Annotated in this window: 24 protein-coding genes; 9 read left to right on the top strand and 15 right to left on the bottom strand. The window is 47.5% G+C overall.

The window, feature by feature from the left end; genetic code table 11:
• The 5 genes from pheS to ACYQ2M_RS19090 all read right to left on the bottom strand — a co-directional run bounded on the left by pheS (position 1) and on the right by ACYQ2M_RS19090 (position 3,011).
• Entirely contained in the window at positions 1–1,002 is a 1,002-nt protein-coding gene (gene pheS / locus ACYQ2M_RS19110; protein WP_459917980.1) for a phenylalanine--tRNA ligase subunit alpha, read from the bottom strand.
• 40 nt (positions 1,003–1,042) lie between these two features.
• Positions 1,043–1,393 carry a 50S ribosomal protein L20 gene (gene rplT, locus ACYQ2M_RS19105; protein ID WP_459917979.1) on the bottom strand — a complete coding sequence of 117 codons (351 nt, stop codon included), beginning with the start codon at positions 1,391–1,393 and terminating at the stop codon, positions 1,043–1,045.
• Between the two features lie 23 nt (positions 1,394–1,416).
• Positions 1,417–1,614 (bottom strand): 50S ribosomal protein L35, encoded by a 198-nt coding sequence (gene rpmI, locus ACYQ2M_RS19100; protein WP_459917978.1) that lies wholly within the window; start codon positions 1,612–1,614, stop codon positions 1,417–1,419.
• 235 nt (positions 1,615–1,849) lie between these two features.
• Positions 1,850–2,338, bottom strand: coding sequence for a translation initiation factor IF-3 (infC, locus tag ACYQ2M_RS19095; protein WP_459918002.1), 489 nt, complete (start codon positions 2,336–2,338; stop codon positions 1,850–1,852).
• Between the two features lie 115 nt (positions 2,339–2,453).
• On the bottom strand, positions 2,454–3,011 hold the full coding sequence (locus ACYQ2M_RS19090; RefSeq protein WP_459917977.1) for a nucleoside deaminase: 558 nt from the start codon (positions 3,009–3,011) through the stop codon (positions 2,454–2,456).
• A 176-nt stretch (positions 3,012–3,187) separates the two neighbouring features.
• Here ACYQ2M_RS19090 and ACYQ2M_RS19085 point away from each other — a divergent pair, with 176 nt between their 5' ends.
• Positions 3,188–4,324, top strand: coding sequence for a deoxyguanosinetriphosphate triphosphohydrolase (locus ACYQ2M_RS19085; RefSeq protein ID WP_459917976.1), 1,137 nt, complete (start codon positions 3,188–3,190; stop codon positions 4,322–4,324).
• 36 nt (positions 4,325–4,360) lie between these two features.
• Positions 4,361–4,915 carry a hypothetical protein gene (locus ACYQ2M_RS19080; RefSeq protein ID WP_459917975.1) on the top strand — a complete coding sequence of 185 codons (555 nt, stop codon included), beginning with the start codon at positions 4,361–4,363 and terminating at the stop codon, positions 4,913–4,915.
• Between the two features lie 14 nt (positions 4,916–4,929).
• On the opposite strand, the gene ACYQ2M_RS19075 is transcribed toward ACYQ2M_RS19080, so the two are convergent.
• Positions 4,930–5,748 carry an SDR family NAD(P)-dependent oxidoreductase gene (locus tag ACYQ2M_RS19075; RefSeq protein WP_459917974.1) on the bottom strand — a complete coding sequence of 273 codons (819 nt, stop codon included), beginning with the start codon at positions 5,746–5,748 and terminating at the stop codon, positions 4,930–4,932.
• A gap of 19 nt (positions 5,749–5,767) precedes the next feature.
• A complete protein-coding gene (locus tag ACYQ2M_RS19070) occupies positions 5,768–6,508 on the bottom strand; it encodes a YkgJ family cysteine cluster protein (protein ID WP_459917973.1) in 741 nt (246 codons plus the stop codon).
• Positions 6,509–6,972: 464 nt separating this feature from the next.
• Between ACYQ2M_RS19070 and aprB the strand changes: the two genes are divergently transcribed.
• The 6 genes from aprB to ACYQ2M_RS19040 all read left to right on the top strand — a co-directional run bounded on the left by aprB (position 6,973) and on the right by ACYQ2M_RS19040 (position 15,364).
• Positions 6,973–7,410, top strand: coding sequence for an adenylyl-sulfate reductase subunit beta (gene aprB / locus ACYQ2M_RS19065; RefSeq protein WP_459917972.1), 438 nt, complete (start codon positions 6,973–6,975; stop codon positions 7,408–7,410).
• 59 nt (positions 7,411–7,469) lie between these two features.
• Positions 7,470–9,431: an adenylyl-sulfate reductase subunit alpha gene (aprA, locus tag ACYQ2M_RS19060; protein WP_459917971.1), complete on the top strand. Its 1,962-nt coding sequence runs from the start codon at positions 7,470–7,472 to the stop codon at positions 9,429–9,431.
• A gap of 269 nt (positions 9,432–9,700) precedes the next feature.
• Positions 9,701–10,975 carry a CoB--CoM heterodisulfide reductase iron-sulfur subunit A family protein gene (locus ACYQ2M_RS19055; RefSeq protein WP_459917970.1) on the top strand — a complete coding sequence of 425 codons (1,275 nt, stop codon included), beginning with the start codon at positions 9,701–9,703 and terminating at the stop codon, positions 10,973–10,975.
• A gap of 9 nt (positions 10,976–10,984) precedes the next feature.
• On the top strand, positions 10,985–13,321 hold the full coding sequence (locus tag ACYQ2M_RS19050) for an FAD-dependent oxidoreductase (RefSeq protein WP_459917969.1): 2,337 nt from the start codon (positions 10,985–10,987) through the stop codon (positions 13,319–13,321).
• 108 nt (positions 13,322–13,429) lie between these two features.
• The gene (gene qmoC / locus ACYQ2M_RS19045; RefSeq protein ID WP_459917968.1) at positions 13,430–14,605 is read left to right on the top strand and encodes a quinone-interacting membrane-bound oxidoreductase complex subunit QmoC; all 1,176 of its coding nucleotides are present in this window, start codon (positions 13,430–13,432) and stop codon (positions 14,603–14,605) included.
• Between the two features lie 558 nt (positions 14,606–15,163).
• Complete coding sequence (locus tag ACYQ2M_RS19040) at positions 15,164–15,364, top strand: cold-shock protein (RefSeq protein WP_459917967.1); 201 nt, start codon at positions 15,164–15,166, stop codon at positions 15,362–15,364.
• A gap of 123 nt (positions 15,365–15,487) precedes the next feature.
• Here the strand turns inward: ACYQ2M_RS19040 and ACYQ2M_RS19035 are convergent, their stop codons facing one another.
• The 8 genes from ACYQ2M_RS19035 to ACYQ2M_RS19000 form a co-directional block, all read right to left on the bottom strand.
• The gene (locus ACYQ2M_RS19035) at positions 15,488–16,009 is read right to left on the bottom strand and encodes a cob(I)yrinic acid a,c-diamide adenosyltransferase (protein ID WP_459917966.1); all 522 of its coding nucleotides are present in this window, start codon (positions 16,007–16,009) and stop codon (positions 15,488–15,490) included.
• A gap of 166 nt (positions 16,010–16,175) precedes the next feature.
• Complete coding sequence (locus ACYQ2M_RS19030) at positions 16,176–16,958, bottom strand: cyclase family protein (protein ID WP_459917965.1); 783 nt, start codon at positions 16,956–16,958, stop codon at positions 16,176–16,178.
• Between the two features lie 107 nt (positions 16,959–17,065).
• On the bottom strand, positions 17,066–17,869 hold the full coding sequence (locus ACYQ2M_RS19025) for a cyclase family protein (protein WP_459917964.1): 804 nt from the start codon (positions 17,867–17,869) through the stop codon (positions 17,066–17,068).
• A gap of 984 nt (positions 17,870–18,853) precedes the next feature.
• Positions 18,854–19,855 (bottom strand): GTP 3',8-cyclase MoaA, encoded by a 1,002-nt coding sequence (gene moaA / locus ACYQ2M_RS19020; RefSeq protein ID WP_459917963.1) that lies wholly within the window; start codon positions 19,853–19,855, stop codon positions 18,854–18,856.
• Positions 19,856–19,871: 16 nt separating this feature from the next.
• Positions 19,872–21,095 (bottom strand): molybdopterin molybdotransferase MoeA, encoded by a 1,224-nt coding sequence (locus tag ACYQ2M_RS19015; RefSeq protein WP_459917962.1) that lies wholly within the window; start codon positions 21,093–21,095, stop codon positions 19,872–19,874.
• Between the two features lie 12 nt (positions 21,096–21,107).
• Entirely contained in the window at positions 21,108–22,136 is a 1,029-nt protein-coding gene (locus ACYQ2M_RS19010) for a molybdopterin-binding protein (RefSeq protein ID WP_459917961.1), read from the bottom strand.
• A gap of 167 nt (positions 22,137–22,303) precedes the next feature.
• The gene (locus ACYQ2M_RS19005; RefSeq protein WP_459917960.1) at positions 22,304–22,903 is read right to left on the bottom strand and encodes an FmdE family protein; all 600 of its coding nucleotides are present in this window, start codon (positions 22,901–22,903) and stop codon (positions 22,304–22,306) included.
• Positions 22,904–22,913: 10 nt separating this feature from the next.
• On the bottom strand, positions 22,914–23,318 hold the full coding sequence (locus ACYQ2M_RS19000) for a winged helix-turn-helix domain-containing protein (RefSeq protein WP_459917959.1): 405 nt from the start codon (positions 23,316–23,318) through the stop codon (positions 22,914–22,916).
• A 772-nt stretch (positions 23,319–24,090) separates the two neighbouring features.
• On the opposite strand from ACYQ2M_RS19000, the gene ACYQ2M_RS18995 reads away from it, so the two are divergent.
• The gene (locus ACYQ2M_RS18995) at positions 24,091–24,735 is read left to right on the top strand and encodes a GntR family transcriptional regulator (protein WP_459917958.1); all 645 of its coding nucleotides are present in this window, start codon (positions 24,091–24,093) and stop codon (positions 24,733–24,735) included.
• Positions 24,736–25,306: the final 571 nt, after the last annotated feature.

The following is a 25,306-nucleotide window of genomic DNA, read 5'->3' as shown; positions in this document are numbered from 1 at the left end:
TCAAAACTGCCTTAAAAAGCGCATATCATTTTCAAAAAATTTCCTGAGATCATCGATCCCATATTTGAGCATCGCAAGGCGCTCAATCCCCATGCCAAAGGCAAAACCGGAATATTTTTCCGTGTCATAGCCCACATTCTCAAAAACCGCCGGATGAACCATACCACTGCCCAGTACTTCAAGCCACCCGGTTCGAGAGCATATCCTGCATCCCTTCCCCCGACACATGACGCACTGAATGTCAACCTCAGCACTGGGCTCGGTAAAGGGAAAGAAACTGGGACGAAAGCGAACGGCAATATCGGGATCAAACAATTGATGAATAAAAGTTGTAATGGTTCCCTTAAGATCTCCGAAGGAAACATTTTCATCCACCATTAACCCCTCCACCTGATGAAACATGGGCGTATGGGTAAGATCCGAATCACATCTGTACACCTTCCCCGGGGCAATAATTCTAACCGGCGGGTCGGTTTTTTCCATCACCCGAGGCTGGGTGGGAGACGTATGGGTTCTGAGCACTATATTATCAGACACATAAAAAGTATCTTGCATATCCCGGGCCGGGTGGTACTTGGGTATGTTGAGCGCCTCAAAATTATAATAATCCGTCTCAATTTCGGGCCCCTCCACCACATCAAATCCCAGCCTTGAAAAAATACCGACAATCTCCCTGGAAATTTTTGTTACCGGGTGGAGAGAGCCCCTTAAAGCCAGCCGGCCAGGCAGGGTTACGTCAACGTTTTCCCCGGTATCCTGATTTTCAAAACGCCCACTGATCTCTTCAAAAGCCTCTTCAAGCTTAATTTTCAATGCATTTGCATCTTTGCCCGCACCCGGCCGATCTTCAACAGGGAGTTTTGAAATATTTCTCAAAAATGCGGTCAGAACTCCCTTGCGTCCGAGATACCTTGTCTCAAGGCTGTTTACATCCTCTCTGGATACTGCCTTATCAAGGTCAGTCAGGGCCTCCTGTTCAATTTTTTGCAAACTCTTTTCCACAGCAATCTCCACCTTTCAATAAAGACCGGTCAACGGCGGCCTAAAGTTGAGCTGCGGCAGCTGCAGCAACCTGAGTAAATCCCTTGGGATCACACACGGCAAGTTCAGCCAGAACCTTTCTGTCCAGCTCAATTCCGGCCAACTGAAGTCCGTGCATAAATTTGCTGTAAGAAAGATCATTCATACGAGCTGCGGCATTAATTCTGGCAATCCATAATTTTCGATATTCCCGTTTACGCACCCTGCGATCACGATAGGCGTACATCAATGCCTTGTCAACGGCATCTGCAGCCGTGCGGTACAGCTTGCTGCGCCCGCCCCGGAAGCCCTTGGCAAGCTTTAAAACTTTATTCCTGCGTCTTCTTGCTTTAAACCCTCTTTTTACTCTCATTTCATATACTCCTTATATCCTGATCAGCCATTGGGCAGCAGGCGTTTAACCTCTTTGATATCACTCTTACCAATGATCTGGTCCAACCGAAGGGACCGTTTCCGTTTTGTGGTTTTTTTGGTCAGGATATGACTTGCGTGTGATTTCCTGAATTTATATTTCCCCGTCCCTGTCTTTGTAAACCGCTTGGCAGCCGCCCTGTTGGTTTTTATCTTAGGCATTTCATTATCTCCCTGGTACGCATTTAACTCAAAAAAAGATATGGCAGCAAAGTAACGCCCTAGGGCGCACCACGCCACCATACAGGTTCAAACACATTTTGATTCCATCCTAAAACCCCGGCAGCATGGCGCACAAGTATACACCGGAGATTCAGAATAAAAGTTATCTCTCAGCAGATATCCTGGATATCCCGACAAAAAACAAAAAACTTAAGCAATTCCCGTCGACATCAAATCATTTAGGTGACAAAATCATGGTCATGGTCCGCCCTTCAAACTTGGGGTGCTGCTCCACCTGAGCAAACTCATCCGTCATCTGCGCCACTTTTTCAAGGACAAGCCTGGCCTGCTTAGCAAGGGTTATTTCACGCCCCCGGAAAACCAAGGTCACCTTCACCTTGTCATTGTTACCGATGAACTTTTCAATATGCTTGACTTTGGTCTCAAGATCGTGGGTATCTGTCTTGGGCCTAACCTTGATCTCCTTAATCTGGGATGTTTTCTGCTTCTTTCTGGCCTCCTGCAATTTTTTGGTCAGCTCGTATTTATACCGGCCGTAGTCCATTATTTTGCAGACAGGCGGCGTTGCATTGGGTGAGACTTCCACGAGATCCAGTGCATGCTCAGCAGCCTTTTCAAGGGCATTCCGTATGGGCATGACGCCTATCTGCTCTCCATCAGCGCCGATAACTCGCACCTCTTCAGCCCTGATACCCCTGTTTATATTTATCCTGTCCCGATTGCTCTGCCTGGCTATCCCACACCTCCTCTGTTTTTTGTCGTATCCACAACATCCACAATAATAATTCCATATTAATCAACGGGTAATTATATAAACTTTATCGAAAATTGCAAGAACTATTTCTTTTTCTCCCATCTCCATAGGATTCAGACCCGCAATCCAGAGTATACCTTTCCAACAGACTTCCCTTCCAGTAAAGATTGTCAGGTCGGCTAAAAAACCGATAAAAAAGCAAAAGACTTTCCCGGCGCAGCACCCCCGGCACCACCTCTATATCGGCATTCCGATAAAGAGGGGGCAGAGACTGTCGATCACACCCGGTCCCCCCGCCCATGACGTCTTCATAGGCGAATACCACTTTTCTGATACCGGAAAGCATGATGGCTGCAAAACACATAAGACAGGGCTCCATGGTACAGTACAATGTCAATTCTTGTCTGTCCACATCCCTTGCCTCCACCTGATGCAGGGCCAGGATTTCGGCATGATCAAGCTCCCCGGCCTTTTTTTTCATATCCCCAGTTCCCCGCCTTGCCCCGGTGGCAACCACCTTGCCTCCCTGCACCACAACGCACCCCACCGGGAATTCACCCTGTGCCAGGGCAGACTCAGCAGACTTAAGGGCCAGGGCCATATATTTTTCATCGTTGGACATATTATCCTCCCTGTTCCGGAGCACGGCCCGGACAGTTTGAAAAGTTTTCCCTTTACAAACAGTTCACAATATGTGCAGTTCTTAAAGCGCTTGCCAGAACAGGATAGTGAATCACAGCATGGGCAAACATCTGCAGCAAAAAAAACAAAAACTTCATCACTCGACCTGAAAATGACATGAAAGCGACAAAAAAACAACTGATAGACCAAAAACCATCCTGCCCTGAAAACAAACATGGATCAGAGTCTCCGCCGGGACTTTCCATAAGAGAAACCTATCAGGCAAGAGAAAACAAGTTCCTTTCTCCCTTTGGATGCCCCAGTGCCATGGCAGGTGAACGGGCAAGAGAAGAAACCTCCTGCAGCATACGCACCCCCTTTCAGATGGACAGAGACAGAATTGTCTATTCAAACGCGTTCCGAAGACTGAAACATAAAACCCAGGTATTTCTCTCCCCCCTGGGAGACCATTACAGAACCCGGATGACACACACCCTGGAGGTGTCTGAAACCGCCAGAAACATTGCCAGAGCCATGCGCCTCAATGAAGACCTGGCAGAAGCCATCTCACTGGGGCACGACCTGGGACACACCCCCTTTGGCCACGGCGGAGAAACAGCATTAAAAGAGATCCATCATCCCGGATTCTCCCACAACGAGCAAAGCCTTCGTGTGGTGGACACACTTGAAAATAAAGGCGCAGGACTGAACCTGACCCTGGAAACAAGGGATGGTATCCTCAAGCACTCCAAAGGATTTGGAGACATAATGCCCTCCACCCCCGGAGCCACAGCCGCCACCATGGAGGGCAAGATTGTCCGCATTGCCGACATTATTGCTTACTTAAATCACGACCTTGATGATGCCTTGAGAAGCGGCGTCATCAAAAGAAACGAAATCCCCACTATCTGCACCACGGAACTGGGAGAAAACCATCCCCAGCGAGCCAGAGCCATGATCGAATCCCTTGTATACTCAAGCGGCCCCCATGAAAACGAATTTCGGCTCTGCATGGGAGAAAAAACATACACTGCCATGACCACCCTGAGAGGATTTCTTTACGAGAACGTCTATCGATCCCCATCGGTTCACAAGGAATTCATCAAAGCTAAAAAGATATTAAAGGAACTGTATCGTTATTTCATCAAGCATCCCGATGCCATGCAGGCGGAGCTGGAAAAAATGGAAATGGCTCCCTGGGATGAAGATCCCGACCTTCTGGAACGCACCGCCTGCGATATCATTGCCAGCATGACCGATCGATACGCCCTGGAGCTTTATTCCAAGCTATTTTTTCCACAACCCCATGTGTAGCGATAACCCACCGTAGCTTTTACCCTGTGAGATACAATGACAAAAACCAACGCCTTTTCCAGCCTCGTTGCCCTGTATGAAAAAATGGATACCGCCTGGAATACCACTGCCGCCAGATATGGATTCACCTGTAGTGGATGCTATGACAACTGCTGCGCGACCCTGTTTTTCCACCACACCCATATAGAACGCGCCTATCTACGCCATGGATTTAAAACCCTGGGACCCGCCCTGAAAAAAGGAATACGAAAGAATGTAAAGTTATTCATTCAGGCCATGGGAGAGACAAGACACAACACAGAACCAATCCGCATAATGTGTCCCGTCAATAAAAACGGCCGGTGCGTCCTGTACCCATACCGACCCATGATATGCCGCCTCCACGGCATTCCCCACCAATTAAAAAAACCAGGACACCCCATGGTTAAATCACCAGGATGCCATGCTGGCGAAGATCTTTTCAATGCGGCGGACCATCCCTTTGACCGCACACCCTTTTACAAAGAGATGAGCCTTGCCGAAATACAATTCTGCAGAACCCATGGCAAAACCAGTCGCATCCGACAAACCATTGCCCAGATGCTGCTTTAATCTGGACGTGGCTGCTATAAAATACCGGGAGGCATGGGGGGTACGTCTTCGCCCCCCAGAAGATAACCGCCGTCCAGGCGCAGAACGGAACCGGTCATATATGGTGCATCCTTCACCATGAACAACACCGCTTTAGCCACATCATCAATGGTTCCGGTTCTTTTAATCAGGGTATGATCAATTATGGCCGCCTGCTCCCCGGGACTCAACACAGTCTCCCATCCTCTGGTTCCCCGGGCATGACGGGTATCCACCACCCCCAGCATAATTTCATTGACACGGACATGAGGCGCCCCCATGCGAGCCCAGGTTTCCGTCAACAGAGAAACCCCCCGGCTTGCGGCAGCATACCCATCATTGAATAACACCGCCGCAGGCCCTGAACGTCCACACACACCGGCAATGGATGAAAAATTAATCACCACAGCATCTTTGCTGCATTTAAGCAGAGGGAATGCAAGATCAAACACCCAACGCTTGGCCCTGAGCGTAGTTGCCATCTCAAGATCCCACTGTTCCGGCACATAGGGACCATGTACCACGGGCCAGCCCCCCCGCTCAATATTGTTTATTAAAATATCCAGCCGTCCAAACCGGGCACGAACATCTTCCATCAAACGTTCAATGGAAGATGTTTCCAACAGGTTCACATCAAAAACAGCATGTTCCACACCGGTTTCTTCAAAGGCGGATTCCATCTCGGAAAAACTCTCAGGCCAGTCATGCCGGGTCAAAGCAAGACGAACCCCCTGACGGGCCAGGGCCAGCCCGATGCCACGACCAATACCCTTTACAGCCCCCAGAACAAGGGCTACTTTTCCGTTGAGCGTCATTTTTTACCTCCCTGGATTATCATGCCCCGTGGACCGGCACGCCAAACAACACATACTTCACCCACTTCATGCCCAGCTCCAGCAATGCCACATCATCTGTCATTGCCCCCTCTATCTGTGCCGCCGCAAAAGGAATCCCCGACAAGAGACCATCATCTCTGATATTGGTCCGGAAGACGTCCAAGTCATAACAAGCCATATAGAAACGATCGGCATCCGCACCATCCAGGGGACCCGGAATAATGCGATTCTTAAGTCCGATAACCTCCAGTAGTTGATCATTTATCCTATTGTAAAGTGCCACATCCTGACCCGCTAGCCATTGCCCGACCGTCTGTCCTGATTGTCGATTAAATCCGTGACAGTGGGGTTCTTCAATCAAGGCAAAATACTCCTCCATCTCCCCGGTCTGGCGGGATCTCACCACAGCCCTTGCAAGGGGATACATCCGGCACGACGCCGGACGGTCCGTGTAAACGGTGCAACCGTTTTCCGACACAAAGGGACAGGCATACCCGGCACTTGGATCCATTTTGAAGGTCACAACCGGCAATCCCGATTCCGGCCCGTTATGCCGCAGGGTATATTTTTTTAGAAAATCATGGGAACTCATTCCCATGGCATTTTTCAAACGAAGCACATCATAGGGGGTCAGAAACTGGTTCAGATCTCGACAGCACTGATTAAAACAGGACACATCTGGGGAACAGACAAACGTAAAATCGTCTTTCAGGGAAACCGGAATCATCTCATCACTCATATTTCAAACACCTTTATCTTAAAAATTATTCAGCGTCGAACACCTGCAGATCAGGGACATGAAAAGGCCCTGTCAAGCCGTGTCCACGGCCGATCACATCGGCTCAGCGGGACATCAAACCCCAGTGGGGAGGGGCACACATTATCACATCTTTCAAAAAAAGAAACCCACCGCCCCCCAAAGCACCCCAGCCGAAAATGAATTTAACAAGCACTCCTTCCAAAAATGCTTGACAAGGATATTAGCTGGTGCTACGTTTTCAATCGTTTTATGAAATAAGACAATACACCTCTTATTTCAACGCGCTGTTAGAGACTTTTGAAATCTGGATGAATAGGTCCTGTCAAGTGAGACCTACTTTTATATTGAAGTGCGACACAACGTGTTTGAATGTCGCAATATGATTAACAGCAGTGCATGTGTCCGGATGGGCCTTGCACCAAAGTGTAACGGAGGTATTTTTAATGCCATCTTTTGTAATCGCTGAGAAATGCGACGGCTGCAAGGGCGGGGATAAAACAGCATGTATGTACATCTGCCCCAATGACCTGATGGTTCTTGATCCCAACGCAATGAAAGCTTACAACCAGGAGCCCGATCAGTGCTGGGAATGCTATTCCTGCGTTAAAATCTGTCCGTCCCAGGCCATCGAAGTAAGAGGATACTCTGACTTTGTACCCATGGGAGCAAGCGTTGTGCCCATGATGGGTACAGAAGACATTATGTGGACCTGTAAGTTCAGAAACGGCGTTGTAAAACGTTTCAAGTTCCCCATCAGAACCACTCCCGAAGGCGAGGCCAATGCCTACCTTGATCTTAAGGGCAAAGACCTGAACAGCGGTCTTCTTTCTACACAAGAAGCTGACGGTTATGTACTGAAGACTCCTGAGGAGTTGGCATAATCACCAGGTAATTAATTTGATTATTAATTTTTTTTAAGATTATTCGGAGGTATATATAAATGGCATTACCTAATAAGCCTGTTGGTGAGCTAAAGGCAGTAAGGGATCCGGAAGTTGACAAAAGAGATGTTGACGTTCTGATTATCGGCGGCGGTATGGCTGCCTGTGGAACAGCATTTGAGATCAAAAAATGGGCCAGCGATGACACAAAAATTCTTCTTTGTGACAAAGCAGCTCTGGAAAGAAGCGGCGCGGTTGCCCAGGGTCTTTCCGCCATCAATACATACATTGGTGAAAACAAAGTTGAAGATTATGTCCGCATGGTCCGTAATGACCTTATGGGTATTGTTCGTGAAGATTTGATCTACGACTTGGGTCGTCATGTTGATGATTCTGTTCATCTGTTTGAAGAATGGGGACTGCCCATCTGGAAAAAAACAGATGATGGAAAAAACCTTGACGGTAAAAAAGGCCAGAAGGCCGGAACATTGAAGGGCGGCGCAACGCCTGTACGTACCGGTAAATGGCAGATCATGATCAATGGTGAATCCTACAAGAGAATCGTTGCAGAAGCTGGAAAACTGGCCCTGGGCGAAGACAACATCATTGAAAGATGCTTCATCGTTGAAATTCTCAATGACAAAGATGATCCTTCAAGAGTTGCCGGTGCAGTTGGTTTCTCCCTGCGTGAAAACAAAGTTTACATCATCACAGCCAAGGTTATGATGGTTGCCTGCGGTGGCGCGGTAAATATTTATCAGCCCCGTTCAGTTGGTGAGGGAAAAGGTCGTGCATGGTATCCCGTATGGAATGCTGGTTCCACATACACCATGGCCCTTCGTGCCGGCGCTGAACTTTCCATGATGGAAAACCGTTTCACCCCTGCTCGTTTTAAAGATGGATACGGACCTGTAGGTGCTTGGTTCCTTCTGTTTAAAGCTAAAACCGTCAACGGTCTTGGTGAAAATTATGCCGCCAGCGATGATGCCAAAGCTGAGCTTGAAAAATATGCTCCCTATGGAACAGCTGCTGTTACTCCCACATGCCTGAGAAACCATCTCATGATGAAAGAGTATAAAGAAGGTCGCGGTCCCATCATCATGGAAACCTCAAAAGCACTTGCTGCTCTTGGTGAGACCATGAGCAAAAAAGAACTCAAGCATCTTGAGTCAGAAGCATGGGAAGATTTTCTTGACATGTCCGTTGGCCAGGCTGGTCTCTGGTGCGCAACCAACACAGAGCCTGAGAAAAAAGACTCTGAGGTTATGCCCACCGAACCGTACCTGCTTGGTTCACACTCCGGATGCTGTGGTATCTGGTGCTCCGGTCCCGAAGAAGACTGGGTTCCCGAAAGCTACAAATGGGGCTACAACAGAATGACCACCGTTAAGGGACTGTTTACTGCTGGTGACGGCGTTGGCTGTTCCGGTCATAAATTCTCTTCCGGTTCCCATGCTGAAGGCCGTATCATTGCCAAGTCCATGCTGCAGTATCTTGCTGCTGAAGGCGACAAGGTTTCCGGTATCAAAGAAACTGACCAGGAACTCGTTGACATGGTTTACAAACCTGTCCGAAACTACCTTGATCACTGTGAATATTCCACAGCTGTGGATGTAAACCCCAACTACTGCAAACCTGCTGGCATGGCCATGCGTCTGATGAAGATGACCAGTGAATACGGCGCAGGTACCGGTACTTTCTACATGACTTCCGGTAAGAGCCTTGAAGTTCTCATGGATCTGTTTGAAATGTTCCGTGAAGACCTTGACAACATCGCTGCTGGCGATCTGCATGAGCTGCTCAGAGCATGGGAAATTTTCCATCGTCTGTTCACCGTACAGGCACATACTCGTCATATCCAGTTCCGTGAAGAAACCCGCTTCCCCGGTTTCTACTACAGAGGCGACTTCATGGGTCAGAATGACGAAGAATGGTTCTGCTTTGTTAACTCTACATACAACAAAGAGACCAACGAATGGTCTCTGAAAAAAGTACCTTACCACAAGATCATCGCTGATTAATCAAGGATGCTTGTAGTACGTTTCGTTAAGTAACACAATAACCTCCAGGTGCATTCTGTATGTGCCTGGGGGTTTTTTCAGATTTTGATACATGGGAATTTTACCCCTGTGTCCTTTTGTGAAAAAAACTGGCAAAGGGGAACTGGCAGTGGGTGAGCTCCCTTTTGCGAATTTAATTTCCAAAGGGCACAGGATTCCGGACTACACGCTTTGATTCCCGGGATTCTCAGTCAAATCATATTATTTTTACATATGCACGGAGGAAAAGCATGACAACAGACAAATCAGCCCCGGCCGGCGGAAGCATCATGGTTGTTGGCGGCGGTATCAGCGGCCTGACAACGGCTCTGGAAGCTGCAGAAGTGGGGTATGAGGTGTTCCTGATTGAAAAGGAACCTTCCCTGGGCGGCAGAGTTTCACAATTGAAACAATATTTCCCCAAACTTTGCCCTCCCACCTGTGGACTTGAAATCAACTATCGGAGAATCAAAGACAATCCAAAGATTAAGGTCATCACCATGGCCGAAGTTGAAAAGGTGGATGGGACCCCCGGCGATTACACCGTCAAAGTAAAAATCAGCCCGAGATATGTCAATGAAAACTGCACGGCCTGTGGTGAATGCGCCAAAGTGTGTGAATCTGAGATCTCCAATGAGTTCAACTTTGGCATGGACAGAAGAAAGGCCGCATACCTGCCCCACAACATGGCGTTTCCCTCACGCTACGTCATTGCCCCGTCCATGAGCGCCGATGATCGGGAAAAATGCAAAGAAGCCTGTAAATTTGATGCCATTGACTTTGACATGCAGGAAAAAACCCTGGATTTCAAAGTGGGCGCCATTGTATGGGCCACTGGCTGGAAGCCCTATGATGCCGCACGTATTGACAATCTGGGATTCGGTAGATACCAGAATATCATCACCAACATGATGCTGGAACGCCTTGCCTCCAGCAACGGTCCCACCCAGGGCAAAATTGTGCGCCCCTCGGATGACAAGGCACCGGAAACCATTGGATTTGTACAATGCGCCGGTTCCAGAGATGAAAATCATCTTCCCTATTGCTCCTATATCTGCTGCATGGCATCCTTGAAACACGCTACCTACCTGAGAGCACAGTACCCGGATGCCAAGATCTATATCTATTATATTGATCTGAGAACCCCGGGCAGAAAATACGAAAATTTTTACAAGAAACTCAAAGAAGACAAGAACATCTTTTTTGTAAAAGGCAAAGTTGCCGAAGTGGGTGAGGACAGTGCCACCGGTAACATAACCCTTGTTGCAGAAGACACCATTTCCGGTGAAAAAATCCGCCAGACCGTGGATCTGCTTGTCCTTGCAACGGGTATGCAGCCCACCGCATCCGTTGATAAACCCAGTGCAGATCTGAAGTTCAATGCAGATGGCTTTATTGTGAATGACTTTAAAAAAGGCGGTATGTTCGGTGCCGGGTGTGCCAATAAACCCGCTGATGTTGTAACATCCAACCAGAATGCAACCGGCATGGCATTAAAGGCCATTCAGACGCTGGTGAGGAGGTAAGGGATAACCATGGCTAAGAAATTTGGAGTATATATCTGCACAGGTTGCAGCATTGGCGATGTCCTTGACATGGAAGACCTTGTTGACGTACCCGAAGAAGAGGGCGTTAACTGCACGACCCACCCGTTTCTGTGCAGTAAGGAAGGGGTTGCTCTCATCCAGAAGGACGTGGATGACGGTAAGGTAAATGCAATGGTCATTGGTGCCTGTTCCCGCCGGGTCAATTTTGATGTATTCAACTTTGACGGCTGTATTGTGGAACGCGTCAATTTAAGAGAAGGCGTTGTCTGGCCCCACTCCCGGGAAAAATATCCGGCACTCACCGAAGATCAAAAGGATGATGAAGAGCATTTTGATCAAATCCAGATGAAGGCCGAAGATTACATTAAAATGGGCATGATCCGTGTTGAAAAAGTAAAATTGCCCGAGCCTTATAAAACAGAAACCTTTTCCAAAAAAATTCTGGTTCTGGGTGGCGGAATCACGGGTATTTCAGCGGCACTTGATGCGGCCAAAGCCGGTTTTGAAGTCACCATTGTGGAAAAAACCAACGCATTGGGTGGATATGCGGCCCAGATGCGCAGCCAGATGCCCGTTGTGGAGCCCTTTGATGCTCTGATCCCCACAGTGGTCCAGGACAAACTGGCTGAGTTGGAACAATATCCCAACATTGAGGTAAGAACCAGCACAGAAGTTGCCCGTATTGCCGGTCAGCCCGGTGAGTTCACCGTGACCTTTAAAAAACCCGGGGAAAAGATTCCCTTTGACGTTCCCTTTCCACTGCCCCACGAGATGACCTTGGATGAAAAGGGCAATGAGCTGGATGCAGAAGCTCAGCACGCCAAGTACCTTGAGTTTAATAAAGGCCGGGAAGATATTCTTCAACTGGACCCCACTGGTGAACTTTACGGTGCTGTGATTCTGGCAGCTGGATGGCGTCCGGACAAACTTAAAGGAGATGCCTACGCCCATCTGGGCATTGATCTTCCCGACGTTATCACCAATGATGAATTTGAAAAAATTGCCGCCAAGGGTAAAATTGTGAGACCCTCCGATGGCAAAGAGGCCAAATCCGTTGTCTTTATTCAGTCCCCTGGAAAAGATGAGGATGACGCAGACTTTCCCTATTGCGGTGCCGTCACCAGCCAGGTGGCCCTGAAACAGGCCAAATATGTGCGTGACGATTACCCCGATGGCAAGGCATACATTATCTACCAGCACATGAGAACCCCGGGCCTCCAGGAAAATTTTTACAAAGGCATGCAGCAGGACCGTGGTATTTTCATGAGCAAAGGGGCTGTCACCGAAGTCAGCAAGAGTGGCGACAGTCTCATTGTGGAAGCCACCAACACCCTGTTGGGAGACAATCTGAACCTCAAGGCTGATCTTGTGGTTCTGGCCTCTGGTATGGTACCAGTCACTGTGGATGACCCCATTATCAACCTGGCTTATCGCCAGGGTCCGGGCTTCCGGGATAATGATATCTTTGGGGGTTATGCCGATTCCAATTATATCTGTTTCCCCTATGAAACCCAGAGAACTGGTGTTTATGCAGCCGGTGCCATCCGCCGCAGCATGACCATTGAAGAGTCCATGGAAGATGCCACCGGTGCCGCCCTCAAGGCCATCCAATGTATCTCCTCCGCCGATCGCGGCGTGGCAGTTCATCCCCGCTCCGGCGACAAGACCTATCCGGAATTTTTCTTCCAGAGATGCACCCAGTGCAAACGCTGCACCGTGGAATGCCCCTTTGGTGCCCTGGATGACGATGCTAAAGGAACTCCCAAGATCAATCCCACCCGGTGCCGAAGATGCGGTACCTGCATGGGTGCATGTCCCGAACGAATCATCAGCTTTGCCGATTACACCATTGACAGCATCGGTTCCCAGATCAAGGCCATTGGCGTGCCCTCCGAAGATGATTTTGATGAACCTCCCTTCCGAATCCTGGCTCTGGTATGCGAGAATGATGCCTACCCTGCCCTTGATATGGTGGGCATGAATCGGGTTGATTACTCCCCTGATGTCCGGGTAATCCCCGTACGCTGTCTGGGATCTGTCAACACCATCTGGATTAAAGATGCCCTGGCCCAGGGCATGGACGGTGTTATTCTCGTTGGCTGTAAGCACGGCGATGACTACCAGTGCCATTTCATGAAAGGCAGCGAGCTTGCCGAAATAAGGGTGAAAAAGATCGGAGATGCCCTGGCAAGCCTGGCCCTGGAAGAAGAACGCGTCAGATTCGAAGAGATTGCCATTGATGAATATGACAAACTTCCAGGACTCTTAAGTGACTTTGTGGAAGAAATAGAAGCACTGGGTCCCAACCCGTTCAAGGGATTCTGATCCCGTCATGTACCTTGCCCGTCACTATTTTATCTTGTGGCGGGCTTTTCTCGATTTTCATGACAGAAAAATGCTATTATATACCGAAATTTTAGGAGGTATCGCAGTATGAGTGAAAAATACCTTGCCCAACCGGATCTTGCCTTCATTGACGAGGTTGTGGGTTTTGGCGCAGAGGATCTCAAAAAATGCTATCAATGCGCCACCTGTTCCGTGGCATGCCCCATTGCACCTGACAATAGCCCTTTCCCCAGAAAAGAGATGATCGCCGCCTCCTGGGGTCTTAAGGATAAACTGATCTCCAACGGAGATATCTGGCTGTGCCACCAATGTGGTGACTGCTCGGATCTGTGCCCGCGGGGTGCCAAACCCGGTGACGTCCTGGCCGCTGTCCGATATGCCGCCATCAACGAGTATGCCCAGCCCAAATTCCTGGCAAACGCCGTAAAAGATCAGAAAAAACTGCCCTTTCTTCTGGGTATTCCAGCCATCTGGTTTGCCATTCTGGCCTACATCACCATCACAGGCGGTGAAGGCATGACAAAACTGTTTCACAGCTTTGGTCTGGAATGGTCCCATGGCGGACATGATGTCATTGCCCATGCAAATTTCATCTCCACCTGGTTTGTGGATCTAACCTTTGTACCCCTTGCCGCATTTGCTGTGATTGTCTTTGCTCTGGGCCTGAAACGCTTTGTGGTGGATATTCATGCCAATGCCCTGGCAGAAGGTAAAACCGACAAAGAAAAAATTGATCCCAAAGGCTTCTTACAGGCCATCATCAAGGTTATTCCCAAGGTACTCAAGCATGACAAATTTAACGAGTGTACCACCAACCAGGACCGTGCCACCCCCCACATGATGGTTCTTTATGCGTTTATTGGTCTGTTCATTGTCACCAATATCTTTTTTGTGGTGCTTTATGTGTTCCACATTCCTGGCCCCTATTCCCAACTTAACCCGGTTAAATGGCTAGCCAATATCTGTGGTGCTTCCCTTGTCATCGGCAGTATTCTCATGATTAAAAACCGCATGGATAAAAAAGACCAGGTTTCATCATACAAAGACTGGTATATCCTGGGCCTGGTACTGGCATTGGGTGTAACGGGGCTTCTGTCTGAAATGAGCCGCCTGGCCGGTGCAGAGTATGTTTCTTATTTCATTTATTATCTGCATCTCATCGCCATCTTCAATCTGTTTGCCTTTCTGCCGTTTTCCAAGATGGCCCATTTGGTTTACCGATTGACAGCCATGTCCTATGCCGAATATGGGAATCGTAAATAACCTGTTGTAACCCATCTGTGACTTACAATCAGGTACATCTAAAGAAGGTCTGCTTTTATTTTTTAAAGCAGACCTTTTTTTTTTGCACTTTGTGAGAATCATTACCCCAGAGATTAGGTTACTGGCCCAGATTATTCCCCCCTGTTTTTGAAAAATGGAATTATTGCTGCACCAGGTGGAAAAGTAAGTTTGAGGCAACATCCATGGATAAAGCTGCCTTTTCTAATTTTGACTCAAAAATAACAATTGACGTTTTTTTACTTGATTTTTTTTGCTACTATGGATAATCCTATTATATTAGAATTCATCATCATCGATCACATTTTTCCTGGACTAAGGCTGAAAATCTGCAGCCTGCAGACCCTCACAACGCCAACTTGCCTTTCCCAATCAATGACGTTTTAACGATCCAGGAAAGGGGGGCTTCCATGTGGATCAGCAACCCAGCGTACAGGACAATGGGAACAGATGATTTTAAATTCAATGGGAGCCGCTCTGGTGTGCCAGGGCAACCGGCCTGACAGCCACATCTTGATATTTTTTAAGGAGGAAAACGGTTTGGCACAAGGAACAGTAAAATGGTTTAGCGACAAGAAAGGGTTCGGATTCATTGAGCAGGATGAGGGAAGTGACGTGTTTGTCCACCATACGGCCATTGATATGCCAGGATTTAAAACCCTTTCCGAAGGAGAACGGGTAACCTTTGACATTGAAGAAAATGACAGGGGGCCTGCTGCCAGAAATGTTGTCAAGCAGTAACAAACGCCTCCAATAATATCCCTCTAAAGCGCCAAAGGGCGGATAGCATATGCCACCCGCCCTTTTTTTAAATTGTGAAAATCATCACCCGCTGTTACTGAAGAATTCTGGCGCGTTGAAAGTCTAACGTTCAATACCATCCCGGGCCAGCACCCCTTTGGTATAATAATGTTTTATCTCCCTCATCTCAGTCACAAGATCAGCACTGTCGATTAGTTCTTTGGGTGCCCTTCTACCGGTTAAAACCAATTCGATATCATCTGGTTTCTCTTTTATCACTGCCATGACCTCAGCCAGGGTAAGAATACCGAACCACAAGGTAACGCAAATTTCATCCATGATGACCACCTTGTATTTTTTCAGTGCCATGACCTCTTCAATCACTTTAAGCCCCCGGCGGGCATGTTCTCTATGCATGTCAGTGACATCTTCCCTGCGTATGCATATCTCGTCCCCAAACTGCTCTACTTCAATACCAGGAATATGGGAAAGGGCATGGATCTCACCGTATTGAATGCCCTTCATGAACTGGCCGATAAATACACCCATGCCATGACCTGCACTTCTCAGGGCAAGTCCCAATGCTGCTGTGGTTTTGCCTTTTCCGTCCCCGGTGTACACATGAATATATCCCTTTGACGTCATACAAGCCCCCCAAAAAATCAGATGATAGAAATCAACACAAGACACCCTTCATTTATCAGTTTACACTTTCTGGCGCAACAATCCCCATTCTTAGGAAGCTGTTGCCCCCCAAAGTGTACAATAGTTTGGTGCTGATGTGAAGGGTACCCAACACAGCATTATTTTTTTATTTGCCAGAGCCAAAGCGAAAGGTCTGATCAGGATCAACCACCGCAAGCACGCGAACAATACATCCATCACCACCGACCCAGCGCCATGGAAATGCCATAAAAAAACAGCGTTTACCCGTCACTTCATCAATATCTCCACCAATATTTTCGATACCGGGTATTCCGCCCTTGACCATCAGGGTTTTGTGTGCCGGTTCCCAATCGGGGAAATCTTCCTTGGGATCACGTCCCGTGACCTGTTTATATTCTTCAATGAGATGGGGCTGAGAGGGTCCAAGACCATGATCCACAAGTTTGGTCGCAAGGGGATGATCATTGGCCTGGCAGCCATAGCCCACGCATTTTATTTTTTTATCCACCAACCACTGGGCGCCAGCTCCGGAAATTCCGCAGCCATGGGCAAAATAGTCATCACAGTCAGCCCATTTATGGTGGAAGCCGGTGTTGATCATGACCATGTCGCCTTCTTGAATGGCAGGCGTGGCTTTTTCAAGATCTTCGGGGGTAATTACGCCCCATTTTTCCTTGGGAATGGAAACGGCAACACCGGTGCCGCACAGGCGCCACAGTGGATAATCGCTGATGCCGGGTGTATTTTCCGTTACATGAATGGGCGCATCCATGTGAGTACCCCGGTGCATAATACCCTCCCAGTTGACCTGGTAAACACCATCCTTGGCGTGAAATTTATTGACGGTGACATTGACACCCGGAGTGGACGGCCATTCCGGCATATGTTGATGGAAGGCATGACTTAAATTATATATTTTCAGGCTCATTTTCCTTATTCCATATTTAAAATGTTTTGAAAAACCCAGATTAAAAATTCCATGACAACAAGGTTTTTAATCTTTTTTCTACCAGATGGTTCAGCAGATAAGGGGTCTCAATTACCCGCATCAATGCGGCAATTACCGGAGGGATCAATCATGGCTACAAAGCGAACTGGACAGGCGTCTCCATGTTTAAATTTCCATGGCGTGGCAACAAAAGTAGCCCGCATGCCTGCAATAACATCTACATCACCCCCCACCTGTTCAATTGTGGGAATACCGGCTGCTAATATGGTTTTATGGGCGATATTCCATTCTGGATGTTCTTTTTCAGGATCAAGGCCGGTTCCTTCTTTGTAGGCGGCCACCAGTCTATTCATTGTGGGACCACCGCGATGGGGGGCCAATGAAGTCGCCAAGGGATGATCTATCTGGGGAGTATCTACTGCCACCATTCTACACTCTTTATCCACCAGCCACTTCGCCGCATCCTTGGATAACCCCGGCGAAGCACCATAATATTCAAGACCGTCGGAGTATTCATGGTGCCAGCCTGTGACAATAACCACGACGTCCCCCTTCTGAACTTCTGGGGTGGCTGCTGCAAGATCCTTGGCAGTAATAATCTCAAATCGTTTCTTGGGAATACTCAAAACAACCCCATTGCCAAAGAGACGATCAACGGGGACCTCTGCCAGATCCGCCGCACGCTGTACCAGGTGCAACGGTGCATTCATATGGGTCCCGGTGTGCATCACGGTGTTAATTTTCCATGCAAGCACACCGTGCTGGGCGTGTTTTACCCCCCTGGCCATTTTCACATCTTCCTGTCCGGGGTAGGATGGTACACCATGACCCCATTCATGGCTCAATTCAACCAGTTGCAGCCCTGAATAAGGGTCTGTTGTTGTTGTCATAATAACCTCTGCTTTTATGGGTTTAGGTTTATTGCAATTATAAGGATATCTGCACCAATGCCCGGGGCTGGCCGTGGACCAGATTACATTGCCCCCTTGGGCTATAAAAAGTTCGGCATGGGCCATAAGTGACTTGGACTGCCCAATATCAGAAGGTCAGATCTTATCGATTCAGCATTTGTCAATCCCAACTGGCTGTATCCCATGGATACCGCCCAGTGTGAAACGGTAAATCGAAAACTGATGACTTCCTCAAATCCCTATTTCAGTTCAATTTCTGCAAAAAATGCAAACTGATTGTGGAGTCACATGAAGGATGCCGGAATCATTGAGCGCATAGCCTTATCTTTCATGTCATATTACATGCAATTAAAAATAAAAAAAAGTTTTTTTTATTTTTTCTACTTCAATAACTTCGCCGATTTTTAAATACATTTTAAAAAGCATCCCGGCCCCATCAACCTTTCATCCAGTTAGTTGCCAGAATGGTTCATCAGTTCAAACATTTTCAGTCGAACCAATGTCCGACTTGTCTGTCCATCACTGGACAGCATTTTCAATGCCTTTGCTTTCAATAGACGATATTCTGAGGGGAATAGTGCATCCAAGGTATCTTGAACATTGTTCTGTAGATCAAAAAGTCCCTTGCATTCTCCATTGGATTTGAAAAAAAAAGGAAATTCCGGTTGCAGCCAAAGCTGAAACGGTCGGCATTTACGACGAAACAGACAGGTCCTGCAGAGGATTTCCCGGGTGATTCGCTTTGATTTTCTAAAACAATAAATATTCAATAGCCCCTACCCCATCATGACACAACCCATTGACCAACAAGCAATTCAAATAATGCGTTGGCAATTGTACGTGTTCACATGAATGTCTGTCAAGGCAGATATCTATTTTTCGGCAATTCTATTTCTGTGTGTCTAAGTAACTTCATGGTTCATAGGGGTAAGAAAGCATTGCTGTAAACAATCCCAATTGTTGTTACCCACCAATACTCACCATTTTTGTTTTCAGGGCATCTGCTCCATGAAAATTCAATCCATGCTCTCCTTTTTTCATTGACAATGCCAGACAAAACAGTTGTTCCAGTGTCTCATCACAATCCCCTCTTCGCATCCTAGTCCCCAGATCCACCTGATCATCGGCCAATAGACAGGGTCTTAAAAAGCCCCTGGCGGTGAGACGCATACGATTGCATCTATGGCAGAAATGGTCACTCATGGAACTGATAAACCCAATTTCCCCAGGCGCACCTGCAAATTTGAATCGTCTGGCTGGCCCATCATTTTCCTCACTATCCAGGGGAATAAGTTCTTCCACCTCCACAAGGCGCTTTCTAAGGGAATTGCCAGAAATAAAGTACCCTTGCGCTCCTCGGGGATCTGTTCCAATGGGCATATACTCAATGAATCTCACATGAAATGGATATTTCAGGGTCAAACGAGCCAGATCCACAACCTCATCGTCATTGACACCCTTCATCACCACCGTATTAATTTTTATTGGTGCAAATCCAAGTTTATGTGCAGCCATGATGCCATTCCAAACCTTATCCCAGTAATTTTTTCCGGTTATTTGTTCAAATTTCCCAGCATCAAGGGTATCCAGACTGATATTTATACGTTTCATTCCGGCCTGCTTTAACCCGGCAGCCATCTGTTCCAGGAGCACCCCATTGGTTGTCAATCCAACGTCTTTAAGCTGGGGAATGCAGCATAATTTTGCAACAAACGAGGTAATATCCTGGCGACAAAGTGGTTCACCCCCGGTGAGACGGACCTTGGTAATCCCCAGCCCCACGCCAACCTTCACCGCACGAAACATCTCTTCAAAGGACATCAATCCGTCCAGTGGCACCAGCTTGGGCCTTGAAGGTGCACAATAACAGCAATTAAGGTTACACCGATCGGTCACAGAAAGCCGAAGATAGGTTACCCTTCGGTTAAAGGCATCCGTCAAACAATCTTGATCCAATTTATTCATAATTTCATACCTAAACTTAAAAGGATAACACCTGTATATCTATCATCGTTCCCCGGGAGATAGCCGTGGTTCCTTCGGGGATTGAAGCAATGGCCGTTGCCTTTGCCATGGATTGAAGCCTGCCCTTCTGCCCCAGTGAACGAAACAATGGCGTATCACCCTCCAAATCTATCATTCCAAAAATAAACTGGGTCCAATCGCTGTCACGTCCATGTAGATCAGAGGCCAGGGCAGCTCGCATGGTTGGCAGGCACGGGCGTTGATATCCTGCCAGGGCACGAAGCCCCGGAAATGCAATCTGAAGAAATCCCATGAGATTGGATGGAGGACCTCCGGGTAAAATAAAAACAGGAATATGATCAAGCATGCCAAACCCCACGGCCTTGCCGGGTCCGATGCGGATGCGATGAAATGCCTTTTGCCAGCCCAACTCCAGAAAAATTTTTGCCACAAGATCCCGGTCTCCGGTCCAGGCCCCTCCGCTTGTGATGATGGCATCACTTTGATCCATGGCCTTTTCCAGCACATTTTGTATTTCCCGTGGATCATCCTTGGCAGTAAACAGCAGCGTCTCCATACCCCATTGTCGGCAAAATGCACTCAAAGTAACCATGTTACTAGCATAAAGCTTTCCCTGGGGAAGGGGGTGTCCCGGTGCCACCACCTCATCTCCCGTGGCAATAATGGCCACCCGGGGCTGTTTAAAAACAGGCAACGCACTGAATCCTGACGCGGCAATGATGCCGGCCAAGCCCGGAATAACGGCATCCCCCTTCTGGGCAATACATTGCCCCTTCTCCACATCGGTTCCCTTTGGCATGATGTTGCGCCCCACCCCGGCACTATTCTTGACCACAAGGGTGGTCCCGGAAACATCCGTAAATTCTTCGGCCACCACCGCATCGGCACCCGGGGGGATTTGAGCCCCTGTTAAAATTCGCATGGCTGTCCCGGGAAGAAGACGCTGGGTCTGCCCGCCCCCTGCAGCGGCCACCGTCTCAACCAGTGCTAAATGGACGGGGGCCTCCGGGCAGGCACAAGCCAGATCACCAGACACAACCGCGTATCCATCCTTAAGGGAAGCATCAATGGATGGAGAATCAATGGTAGAAATCAATGTTTGTGCCAGGATTCGACCCGTGGATTGTGACAGGGTAATCGTGTCTTGACCCAACGGACTGATGCTCTCAAGGGTAATTCGAAGCGCTTCTTGAAACCCCATGGGCAGCCATGAAATCATATGCAACTCCTTTTATTTTCCAAATGCACAGCGAGGATAAGTGCAGGTCTTACAACCAAGGCACATTCCCCCATGCCCCTTTGCAGCAATATCCGAACGTGAGATTTTATTCCCTGCCAGTACCCGGGGATAAATTAAATCAAACATAGTGGTGGTGGAAAAAAGACCGCATGCGGGAATACCCAGTACCGGCACGTCCTTTAAATATGCGATCATGAACATAGCACCTGGCAGCACGGGAGTACCATAAACCATATTACAGGCACCTGCCTCTTTTAGAGCGAAACGAGTGCGATCATCGGGATCCACGGACATGCCACCGGTGGTAATAAGGACATTGGCCCCTTTTTCCACCAGATCAAGTGCCGCGGCTGCAATCATTTTATCATCATCCGGAAGAAAAACCACCTCCAGTATACTCCCCCCAAGGGCCATCACTTTTTTACGGATAATGGCTTCAAACTTGTCCTCTATGCGGCCATAATAAACTTCACTGCCCGTAATCATCACCCCGACTTTGGCAGTCATCATGGGCTGTACCTGTAAAATGCCTTCCGGTGCACTTTTAGCAATGGCAACTGCGGCATCCACATAATCGCTTGCAATTAAAAGAGGAATGGCACGGGTTGCCGCCACCTGATCACCCTTTTTAACAATGCTATTGGTGTGACGGGTGGCACACATGACAATGCCCATTTCGTTGAACTGCTCCAGGGCATCCACATTCACTTTAAGCAAACCATCCCGGATGGCCTTTAAAGAGATTTTACCCTCCCTGGGGGCTTCATCCCATGCCACCCCATCTCCGCAAAGAGCATCGGCCATTGCAATGGCGGCATCATCTTCGTGCATTTCATTAATTTCGGGTTTGATGATATAAAGATGATCTTTCCCCAGTCGTCTCAAATGATCCAGATCCCGGCAGGTCAGCATATGACCCCGTTGAAATGCCGGCCCCTTGAATTCGCCTGCTCTGATTTCCGTTATATCATGGGCCAACGGGTATCCCACAGCATCTTCTATGTTTACAACTTGAATCATCAGAATCCTCCCTGTCCCAAACAATTTTAGTTAAAAAAACATTGGCATCTTTCATATCAATCCCAAATTACTTTATATTTTGGGAGCAATACTTCCCGGAAAATAAAATAATACTTATCTCTCACGGGCTTAATCAAAACATGGGCCACTTAGGGGTGGCACAAGATTCACAGAATCACCGGCCCCACGGGTTTAAAATACCCTTTACCTGCGCAAATTCTGCATAGGGTTTCTTTTTCCACCACCACCTCCCTGGAATCCCTGACCACCTGACCGCATCGATTACACGTGGCATGTGTCCGGGGGGGGCCGGGCATATCTTGATCCGGCAAATCCACAGTTACCCATTGAACATCAAACAGTTCGTTCTCCGGCATGATTTTATAACCTTTGAGCTGCTGCTGATAATGATGGGTCTCTTCGGGGGCATACCGTTTAACAAGTTCCCTTGAGGCCTCTGTTGAGACAATCCGCACGGCCTTTCGGGTCTCCAAATTTACAAAGGTTGCGGCATTAATGCCGTAATCTTTAAATTTCATGGTACGTTTGCCAAGGCGACAACCTGTAACACTGCCAATGGCATCGGTGGCACATCTGTCCATCTCCACATATACGATCAATTTTTTCTTGAACTCTGGTGATGTGGGATCTTCTATTCCCACCAGTCGACATCCCAGCATGGCCATACGCACCCCGACCACCTGGCCGGCACACAAATGGCCATGGGCAATGGCAGACGATTCCAACAAAGCTTTAAAAGATTTCATTGTGGTATACTCACCCTCCCATGACCACCGAATGGCAGAATCTGCCATTCGGTGATAAATTTTTTATATTAGCAGATTTCCCTTGAACGGATGCTGCATCCCGGAATTCCCGACAAACCCTTATATAATCTTCAACAAGTGAGTGGGCATGGGGGGTCAGACAAGCACCACCGCCATGGCCACCGCCCCGATGGGTCTTTACCAAGGATTTACCCACAGATGCTTCCATGTCGGCTATGGCACCTCGAATCTTACGATAAGACATTCCCAAGGCTCTTGCCGCTTCAATGATGGAACCATTATCATCAATGGCACTTAACATGGCCACCCTGCCCTCACCAATGACAGGACGACCATCAATCTCAAGCCATACCTTGAGTCGAACACTCCAGCGATCACAATTATTGTCAGTCATGGTTTGTTTTTTCCTGAATTTTATTTTGAATATTATATTACATGCAATCACTCTCTTGTCAAATTAAATTTAACCCCAGACCTAAAAATAAAACCAACATATGAATCCGGCATCCCTTAGGGGTGGGGTCAGGCTTGCGTTATTGACGTTTTTATTGAAATATGCCTTGCAACACAGACCGTTGTCAAAATCATAGCGTCTGATAAACAACTCAGATTCTAATACCACATAGCCTGACCCCGTCAGCCCGCCAACGATAACGAGTAACGAAGGTATGAGCAAGCCCAATTATTACTTCTCGGTATCTCATTTTCAAATAATTTTCACAAGGAAGAAACAAAAATTTTGGGCATGATCACAGCATGGGGCCCCCAATAACGCAAGCCAGATCACACCCAAAAACGAAGCATATTGTGACCAAGACCGCTTTTCCATACTGCATGTGCTTTATTCAATGCCCATGGAGTACATCACGCGATGGCAAATCGAAAAACTTATGAACGATGAGGCAGAATGATTTGACATTTGTGTATTTGTTTTATAATGTAAAAAGATAAAAAGTTTTTGGATAGACCAAGTTTAAATCACCTTGCATACAAAATCAAATACTCTTTTTAAATACAATCATTATCACACCCGGACTTAATTTAAAAAAATGCTCCCTGTGGAACGACTTTCAAAATGGAGTTATAACGATTCTCCGGTTCAAGAAAATCATCCCAGACAAACGCCCAGGGGAATGAGAGCAACACTCCGGTTCAGGAGGTTATAAATGGCCGAACAAAAGAATCTAACATTACGGGTATATGACAATATCAAACAGATGATGTTAAACTATGATATTGTTCCCGGTCAACGCCTGGTATTTGTTGATCTGGCTAAAGAGCTGGGTGTCAGTCGCACCCCCGTGAACAATGCACTGTCCATTCTTGCCAAGGAAGGATATCTTGATTTCATACCCAACCAAGGGTACTCGGTTCATAAGCTGACCAGGGAGGAGGCAGAATCCCTCTACGAAATCAAATTGCTCATGGAGCTTGGCTGCATTGAAAAGGCAATCAAAAATGCAACCCCGAAAAAACTGGCCATCCTTGAAGAAAAAAAGAACAAGCATGCATCATCTGTAAAAAGTCATGTCTATCGACATCTTTTTATTCTTGATATGGAATTCCATGCGGCCATCGGGGAGATGATCGAAAACAATTATTTTGTGGACATCTACAAGGATATTTATCAGCGAATATTTCTGCGTTTCCGCACAGAGCACCTTGAAACGCCCCGGCTGTTTGAAATCATTGAAGAACACGACAATCTTTATAAAGCCATTGCCAGCCAGAACGTAAAAACCGCCAAGGCATTAATAAAAGAACACAGCGCTCTTTCCATGGCGAATCTATTTCCCATTATTTTTGATTGAATCTCGGAGTTACTCACCACATGGGCCGGTCATCATACTCGATGTACAAGTTTTTACCTCTATGAGCAATTTTTTTATATTGACATATCACGGGGAGGGGTCAGAACAAATTCATTGACCGGCAAATCCGGTTGAAAACCCATATGTCTAAGGGCTCCACTCCCATTTTACCGGTTTGATCACAATATGGTTTATTTGTCATAGTGGGCGGGGCCAACGGAGTCAGGCTATGTAGTATTAGAGTTTAATTTTTTATCTTATCAAACTCCATGATTTTGTCAAGAGCCTGTGTTTAAAAGCAAATTCAAGCAAAAAGCGCCAATAACGCAAGCCTGACCACGTTTAGCCTGGGGGGCTTGGATCATCAGATAGCCTGAGGGACAAGCCGCCCCCCCAGGCTATCACAACTTTTATACACTAAAGAGTCATGGGGATGTCACCAAGACTTAAATCCTTATCAGTGACAATACCGTCCACAATTTTTTGTTTTCCGTCCTTGTCAATGGTCAGGGTAAATTTACGATCATCGGCAAGTTTCCGGAACCAGAAATCCCCGAAATTATCCGTGGTG

This window comes from Desulfocicer niacini (assembly GCF_054657595.1).
Note: the sequence above shows the minus strand (reverse complement) of the source record. Positions and strands in the feature narration are given on the sequence as shown.